The organism is Dietzia natronolimnaea (assembly GCF_002289575.1).
Lineage (GTDB): Bacteria > Actinomycetota > Actinomycetes > Mycobacteriales > Mycobacteriaceae > Dietzia > Dietzia natronolimnaea_A.
Window position 1 is genome coordinate 1 of the sequence record NZ_NTGA01000088.1, and the last position, 1,533, is coordinate 1,533.

The 1,533-nt window shown below is 61.8% G+C and carries 2 protein-coding genes; one reads left to right on the plus strand and one right to left on the minus strand.

Annotated features, from left to right (window positions below; translation table 11 throughout):
• Window positions 1-118: 118 nt before the first annotated feature.
• Window positions 119-433: a heavy-metal-associated domain-containing protein gene (locus CEY15_RS17730; RefSeq protein ID WP_342744918.1), complete on the minus strand. Its 315-nt coding sequence runs from the start codon at window positions 431-433 to the stop codon at window positions 119-121.
• A gap of 282 nt (window positions 434-715) precedes the next feature.
• On the opposite strand from CEY15_RS17730, the gene CEY15_RS17735 reads away from it, so the two are divergent.
• Window positions 716-1,054, plus strand: coding sequence for an SHOCT domain-containing protein (locus CEY15_RS17735; protein WP_245847726.1), 339 nt, complete (start codon window positions 716-718; stop codon window positions 1,052-1,054).
• Window positions 1,055-1,533: the final 479 nt, after the last annotated feature.

Consider the following 1,533-nt stretch of genomic DNA (forward strand, 5'->3'; position numbering starts at 1 on the left):
CCTCAGATCCCCGTGAACTACCGGGGCTAGTGACGAATAGGTGCGCTTGCCGACCCATCCAATGCAGTGCTCGCTCGAGGACGTGGTTCATCGCGCACTGGTCGAGATGGACCGGTCGTCAGCTGCAGCGGCAACCACCCGTTCCGCTCGCCATGGGCAAGGAGCGCCCGACCGCTTGATCTGCAGAGACCAACGCGTAGCCAGCATCGGCCACCGCTTGAGATACGGCTTGGGTGGTCGCGGTTCCGGTCGTCATCACACTTTCTGCCGGCAAGTCGACCTCGACACCGGTCACGCCGGGCACTGCACCAACGGCGGCTTTCACGGACGATACGCAATGTCCGCAGGTCATTCCCTGGACCTGGTAAGTAGTGACCGTCATCGTTTTAGTCCTTTCTTCGAACTCCGTGGGCCGACCCCACACCCGAACCATATACCCCTGGAGGGTATATGGTTCGAATCGCCAATTTTCTTCACGAGATCTTCACCTCGGTACACAGGGGGCGAGATGGGCTCCCAAGGACACGCAACCCGGGACCTAACCAATTACGGCGTCGGGCGCGCACCGCAGCGGGGTTCGCTGTTGGTCTCGGACGTTCGCGCTGAGGTGCCGTGGGCTCCCTCATCATCAGAAGCGCCCGGCGCGGACATTGCGACCGGAGTTCTTTAGCAAATCTTTATTCAACTTCCACCGGATCACCAGACTTTCTGCGCGATGCTTGAGCGACACACCGAAGGGAAGGAGACGATCATGATGGGCTGGGCAGGTGAGCTGGGCTCGACCGGATGGACCCTCATGGCCTTGTGCATGCTCGTGTTCTGGGGGGTGGCGTTCTACCTGATGTCCTCCATCTTCCGCACCAACCGCACAAGCAGACCAAACGGCACCGAAGACGAAGCCGATCCGGTGCAGATAAGCGAGAGGCGTTTCGCCAGAGGCGAAATCTCCTACGAAGAACTCGTGGCACACCGTCAGGTGCTCACAGGCCCCCAGCCTGGCCGAGGGCAGCGGTCGATAGAAATCGATCCAGAAAGGGGACGGATGCAATCGTAGGGGACGTTAGCGGCGTCGCATTTGCTGATCCCGTGCCCCGACATCTGCCCCGCATGCCCCGTGTCTGGGACTCGGCAGGTGGCACTCCATCAGCGGCCCATGCAGCCTTGGCACAGAAGTGCAGCGCAAAAGAGGTGCACGCATTAGGGTCTTGCGCGTCGGCGGCGGACCGGAGCACTGCTCGTCGGCCAAGTGCTCGTGGTACATCCGAACGGCCCGTTCCCGGGTCTCGGCGTCGAACTTCCGTGGTGCTGACATGGGGTCCAGTCTCCCTTGCTAGATCAGACCCTCCGACAGATCCAGGGAGATTCATCCTGACCGAGATCGACGCCAAGGCGACCTTCGACACAGACTGGGCGCAGAGGTCGCCGAGGCCGTGGGCAGCTACGTGATTTTGGGAGCCTGCAACCCGGCCTGGCCAGCAAGACCCTGGCCAGCAAGACCCTGGCCACTGTGGTTCCCCCCGAATCGTGGAGGGT

What these genes read in the sequence shown, in the direction of transcription:
- CEY15_RS17730 (WP_342744918.1), bottom strand. Translation starts at nt 433, where the DNA reads ATGGTTCGGGTGTGGGGTCGGCCCACGGAGTTCGAAGAAAGGACTAAA.
- CEY15_RS17735 (WP_245847726.1), top strand. Translation starts at nt 716, where the DNA reads ATGCTTGAGCGACACACCGAAGGGAAGGAGACGATCATGATGGGCTGG.